Below are 5683 nucleotides of genomic sequence, written 5' to 3' on the forward strand. Positions count from 1 at the left end.
CCGGTCGGACCCCGGCGGGCAGCGGGTCCAGGCCGTTGCGGACCACCGCGATGCGGGCCGGGTCCACCCCCAGGTCGGCGAGCTCGTCCGCCGACGGCAGCGACACGGTGACGTACTGGCTGCCCGAGTGCACGCGCGGCGAGAGCCACGACTCGATCCACCAGCCGATCCTCGCGACCAGCCACCCGGCGACGGGCCACTGCTCGCGGTGGATGTGGTGGACCAGCACCACGACGGGCGCGGTGGTGGCGAGCCGGGCGAAGAAGGGGACGCCGTTCTGGGTGTCGACGACGACGTCGGGCTTCCGCAGCGCGCCGAGGGGCCCCAGCCCGAGGCGCCCGAGGAGCATCGCGCCCAGCGCACGCGGGTAGACGGTGAAGCGCCCGCCGCCCCTGCTGACCGTGACCCCGGGCCCGGTCGCGCCGGCTGTCCTGCCAGTCGGTCTCACCTCCGAGCGGGGCGCGCCGCGGGACCGGGAGGTCCGGTAGACGACGGTGTGTCCCGCGGCCGCCAGTCCGTCCGCGACGTGCTCCAGATACCGCTCGCTGCCGCCGCCCTGCGGATGGGTGCTGTCTCGCCAGCACAGCAGCAGGATTCGAGCCACGGCGCACACTGTACGCAGCGCGGGTCGGGCCCGGACCCGCCGGTATCGTCTGCGCTGTGACCCCACCTGCAGATCACCGGTCGAGCGCACTGCGTTCGGTGGCCCGCCGCGCCACCCTCGGGCGCTCGCTCGGGCTCCTGCGCTCGTTCCCCCTGGAGCAGTCCGATCCGGACGCCTTCTACTCCAGCCTGGCACGGGACACCGTCGAGCTGGTGGCGGACCTGTGGGCGGAGTCCGGGGACCGGCCCGGGGACCCGTCGGGGGGCGGGGCGGGTGACGCCGAGTCGTCGACGGTTACCGGGCACCCGGCAGGCGCCCGGCTCCCGGGGCTCACGGTGCTCGACGTGGGGGGAGGGCCCGGTTACTTCTCGGAGGCCTACGCCGCGGAGGGCGCCCGGTACGTCTCCGTGGAGCCCGACGTGGGGGAGATGTCCGCTGCCGGGCTGGACCAGTCGGGCTCGGTCCGGGGCAGCGGGATGTCGCTGCCCATCCGGTCGGATTCGGTGGACGTGTGCATCTCCTCCAACGTGGCCGAGCACGTGCCCGAGCCCTGGACGATGGCCGAGGAGATGCTCCGGGTGACGCGACCCGGTGGCCTCGTCGTGGTCTCCTACACCCTCTGGTACGGCCCGTTCGGCGGTCACGAGATGGGGATGACCCACTACCTCGGCGGGGAGCGCGCCCGGCGGATGTACGAACGCCGACACGGGCACGCGCCCAAGAACGTCTACGGCGAGTCGTTGTTCGAGGTGGGATGCGCGGAGGGCCTCGAGTGGGCGCGGGGGACGGCATCGGGCGAACTGCTGGCCGCCTTCCCCCGGTACCACCCGCGGTGGGCGTGGTGGCTGGTGCGCGTGCCGCTGGTCCGCGAGGTCCTCGTGTCGAACCTCGTGGTGGTGCTGCGGGCCCGGTGAGCGTCGCGGGCGGCGTGCGCGAGGCACCGGGCGGCGTGCGGCGTGCGGCGTGTGCGAGGGCCGCCCGGGGAGTCGGACACTCGTCTACGATCGTGGAACACGTTCTTGTTTTCTACCTCTCGGAGGTCCCCGTGGTCGTCGTCCATGACAAGCTCTTCTCCGGCACTCGCTGGACAGACCCCCTCTCCACCGGGGTTCTCGAGGTGACCTCCCCGGCCACGAACGCCGTCGTCGGGCGGGTGGCCGAGACCACCACGGAGGACGTCGACGAGATGGTCAGCCAGGCCCGGGACTCCTTCGAGTCGGGCGTGTGGCGGCTCACCCCGCCCGCCGAGCGCGGCGCGCTGATCGGCCGGGTCGCCGACATGCTCGAGGAACGCCAGGGCGAGGTCTGCCAGATCCTCTCCGACGAGATGGGCACCCCTCCCGGGACCGCCGCGATGATCCAGGTGACACCCACGCTCGGCGTGCTGCGGTACTACGCGAAGCTGGCCGCGGACTTCCCGTGGTCCGAGGTCCGGCACGGCGACTACGGCGCCTCGGTGGTCACCCGTCAGCCCGTCGGGGTGGTGGCCGCCGTCACCGCGTGGAACGTCCCGCTCTACCTCAACTCCGCCAAGCTCGGCCCGGCCCTGCTCTCGGGCAGCTCGGTGGTCCTCAAGCCGTCGTCCGCGACCCCGCTGTCCGCGCTGTGGCTGGCGGACCTGTTCCGCGAGGCCGGACTGCCCGAGGGTGTGCTGTCCGTGGTGACCGGCCCGAGCTCCGTGGGCGACCACCTGGTCTCGCACCCGGAGGTCGACAAGATCTCGTTCACCGGCTCCACGGGGGTCGGCAAGCACATCGCTGGGATCGCCGCGCAGAACCTCACCCGCTGCTCGCTCGAGCTCGGCGGCAAGAGCGCGGCGATCATCCTCGAGGACGCCGACATCGCCGCCAACGCCGGGACCATGGTGTTCTCCGCCCTGATGAACTCCGGCCAGGCGTGCGTGTCCCAGAACCGCATCCTCGCCCCGCGGTCGCGCTACGACGAGGTCGTGGAGGCCCTGGTCGAGAACGTCAAGGCCATGCCGGTCGGCGACCCGTCCGCCGAGGGCACCGCGTTCGGCCCGCTGGCCAACCACAAGCAGAAGGACAGCGTCGAGGGGTACATCCGCAAGGGTGTCGAGGAGGGCGCGACCATCGCCTACGGCGGCGGGAAGGTCGAGGGACTGCCCGCCGGCGTCGCCGAGGGTGCCTTCGTCCAGCCGACCGTGTTCACCGACGTCGACAACTCCATGACCATCGCCCAGGAGGAGATCTTCGGGCCCGTGCTCCAGGTCATCGCGTACGACACCGTCGACGAGGCCGTGCGGATCGCCAACGACTCCGAGTTCGGTCTGGCCGGAGCCGTGTACTCGGCCGACCCGGACGCCGCGCTCGCCGTGGCGCAGCGGGTGCGCACCGGCACCATGGGCATCAACTGGTACGCCTTCGACCCGAGCGCGCCGTTCGGCGGCTTCAAGAACTCCGGCCTCGGCCGCGAGAACGGACCCGAGGGGCTGGACGCCTACTGCGAGCTGCAGAGCGTGCTCATGCCGTTCGGATGGGAAGCGCCCGCGGGGTGAGCCCCGTCTGAGCGTGGTGGGGATCGCCCGGCCGGGCGGCCCCCACCACCCGGCACGACAGCGGCGCCGGACCCGATCACGGGTCCGGCGCCGCAGTGGTCCGGTCGGGGTGGAGCGGTCACTCCACGCGGTAGCCGACGCCCCGGACGGTGTGGACCTTGTTCTCACCGATCTTGCGGCGCAACGACCGGATGTAGACGTTGACGATGTTCGAACCGGGGTCGAAGTCCATACCCCACACGCTCTCGAGCAACTGCTCACGGCTGATGGTCTCGCCCTTGTTGCGCAGCAACATCTCCAGCAGCGAGTACTCGCGGTTCGTGAGTTCCTGGATCCGGCCGTCGACCTCGACCCGGCGGGTGCGGATGTCCAGGCGCATGCCGGCGTGCTCGAGGATGCCGGGGTCCTCCGACGCCTCGTGCTCGCGCAGGCGGAGCCGGATGCGGGCCAGCAGCTCCGGGACACGGAAGGGCTTGACCATGTAGTCGTTGGCCCCGGAGTCCAGTCCCTCGACGGTGTTCGCGACGCTGTCGCGGGCCGTGAGGATGATGACGGGAGCCGCGAACCCGCGGTCGCGCGCCTCGCGGAGCAGCGTCAGGCCGTCGATGTCCGGCAGGCCGATGTCCAGCAACATCAGATCGATGTCGGAGATGGTCGACAGGATGGACCGCGCGCTGTCCCCGTCCACCGCCTCGAGTGCGGTGTACTCGGCGCCGCCGAGTGCCTTGACCAGTACCGAGCGGATGAGGTCGTCATCCTCCACGACGAGCACATTCGTCATGCAACCCTCCTTCTAAGACAATGGAGTATTCCACGCGGAGCACGTGATTCGAGCGTGTCATCAGGTCGTGTCCCCGGGTGCGCCGGATCGCCGGTTCCGCTCGTACCGCCCCCTGCCGGATCGGCGGCGACGCTCGGGCCCCCGACCGACCGTGGGGGCGGCCTCGTCGAGGTCGGTGTCCACCTCGTCCCCGGCGTCGGAATCGAAGCTCGCGGGGACGTAGGGGACGGCGATGCAGAACGCGGCGCCCCCGCCCTTGGCGTTGAACGCGAACGCGCGGCCCCCGTGGGCCCGGGCGATCGTCGCGACGATCGCCAGGCCCAGCCCGGTTCCCCCGCGTCCGTCGCGGAGCTGACCGCGGGCGGTGTGGAACCGCTCGAAGATGGTCTCCTCCTCGCCGGGCGGGATCCCCGGGCCGCTGTCGCGCACCCACCACAGCAACCGGCGTCGGTAGTTCTCGCGATGCGGCGGGTCGGGCAGTGGGCCGACCGCCAGATCGTCGGTGACCGTCGGGTCCCCCGGGGCGATCACCCGGCAGCCGATCTCGATCAGGTCCCCCGGTCCGGTGAACCGCACGGCATTGGAGCAGAACTGGATGAGCGCCTGGGTGATCCGGTGCTGGTCCAGCAGGGCGACGTCCTCGGCGTACGGGAGCACCGACCACTCGCGGTCGGCGATCACGTCGATCTTCGCCTCGACGTCCAGAACCAGTTCCGCGACGTCGGTGGGGGCGGTCTGGAGGAAGTCGGGGCGGTCGGAGCGCGCCAGGGTGAGCAGGTCCTCGACGATGCGGGTCATCCGGGACAGCTCGTCCTGCATGATCCGGGTGGTCTCGGCCCGCTCCTGCGGATCCTCCGGCATGAGATCCAGGTTCCCCTGGACCACGGTCAGGGGCGTGCGGAGCTCGTGGCCGGCGTCGTCGAGGAACTCCCGCTGCGTCCGATAGGCCTCCTCCACGCGCTCGAGCATCGCGTTGACCGTGTCGGCCAGGGAGACGATCTCGTCCGGCCCGTCGACGGGGACCCGTCGTGACAGGTCCGCGGCCGAGATCGTCTCCGCGGCCTCACGGATCCTCCGGACGGGGACGATCATCCGGCCGGCCAGGAGCCAGGCGACGAGCGCGCTGAGGACGATGCCGCCGGCGCCGGTGCTCAGCAGGAGGTCGGCGACGCGACCGGTGTCCTCGCGGGTGGGTGCGTCACTGATCGCGACCACGATGTTGGCCGGCCCGGCCGGGCCGTCGACCTCGGCCTTCCGCCACCGCACGGTGCCGTCGATGACACCGGACCCCTCATCCGACACCAGCCCGATCCGTTGGATCTGGGACCGCATGGCCGGGGGGAACAGGGTGTCGTCGTCCGAGCTGAACCTCGAGAGCGTGAACTGCGTCCCCGAGGTGGTGGCGGTCCCCACGAGGAGCAGCTCGGCCGACGGGTACTGCTGCGCCAGATACGCGCGGATCAGCTGCTCGGTGGTGGGGTTCTCCGACTCGGCCGACGGCAGGATCCCCGCGTCCATGAACGTCGAGAAGTCCGCGGCCTCGCGGTTGAGACGGGCGTCGGTCGTCCGTTCGGCGGTGAGATGGAGCACCTGCAGCGTGAACAGCACCATGGCGGCGAACACGGCGGCAGAGGTGAGGGTGATTCCCAGCGTGATGCGCAGGCGCGCCGAGTACCACCATCGGACCGAGGGCGCTCTTCCCAGCCGCGGGGTCACTCCGGCGAGGAACGGGCGTAGGACCGCGAGGAGTCCCGGAGCGCCCCGTCGCTGCGCGGGTGTG

At 71.5% G+C, this 5683-nt stretch carries 5 protein-coding genes; 2 read left to right on the plus strand and 3 right to left on the minus strand.

Going from position 1 to position 5683, the window contains the following annotated elements:
* The coding region (locus G6022_RS01825; protein WP_182690944.1) for a glycosyltransferase at window positions 1–604 on the minus strand (604 nt) is incomplete at its 3' end.
* Window positions 605–660: 56 nt separating this feature from the next.
* On the opposite strand from G6022_RS01825, the gene G6022_RS01830 reads away from it, so the two are divergent.
* On the plus strand, window positions 661–1518 hold the full coding sequence (locus G6022_RS01830) for a class I SAM-dependent methyltransferase (protein WP_347238139.1): 858 nt from the start codon (window positions 661–663) through the stop codon (window positions 1516–1518).
* 131 nt (window positions 1519–1649) lie between these two features.
* Window positions 1650–3122 (plus strand): aldehyde dehydrogenase, encoded by a 1473-nt coding sequence (locus tag G6022_RS01835; RefSeq protein ID WP_182644512.1) that lies wholly within the window; start codon window positions 1650–1652, stop codon window positions 3120–3122.
* A gap of 118 nt (window positions 3123–3240) precedes the next feature.
* Here G6022_RS01835 and G6022_RS01840 read toward each other — a convergent pair whose 3' ends face one another.
* Together G6022_RS01840 and G6022_RS01845 are read right to left on the minus strand one after the other, a co-directional pair.
* The gene (locus G6022_RS01840; protein ID WP_179523602.1) at window positions 3241–3903 is read right to left on the minus strand and encodes a response regulator transcription factor; all 663 of its coding nucleotides are present in this window, start codon (window positions 3901–3903) and stop codon (window positions 3241–3243) included.
* Window positions 3904–3963: 60 nt separating this feature from the next.
* Window positions 3964–5683: ATP-binding protein (locus tag G6022_RS01845; RefSeq protein ID WP_241730997.1), on the minus strand; the 1720-nt coding region annotated here is incomplete at its 5' end.

The organism is Dietzia sp. Cai40 (genome assembly GCF_014145165.1).
Lineage (GTDB): Bacteria > Actinomycetota > Actinomycetes > Mycobacteriales > Mycobacteriaceae > Dietzia > Dietzia natronolimnaea.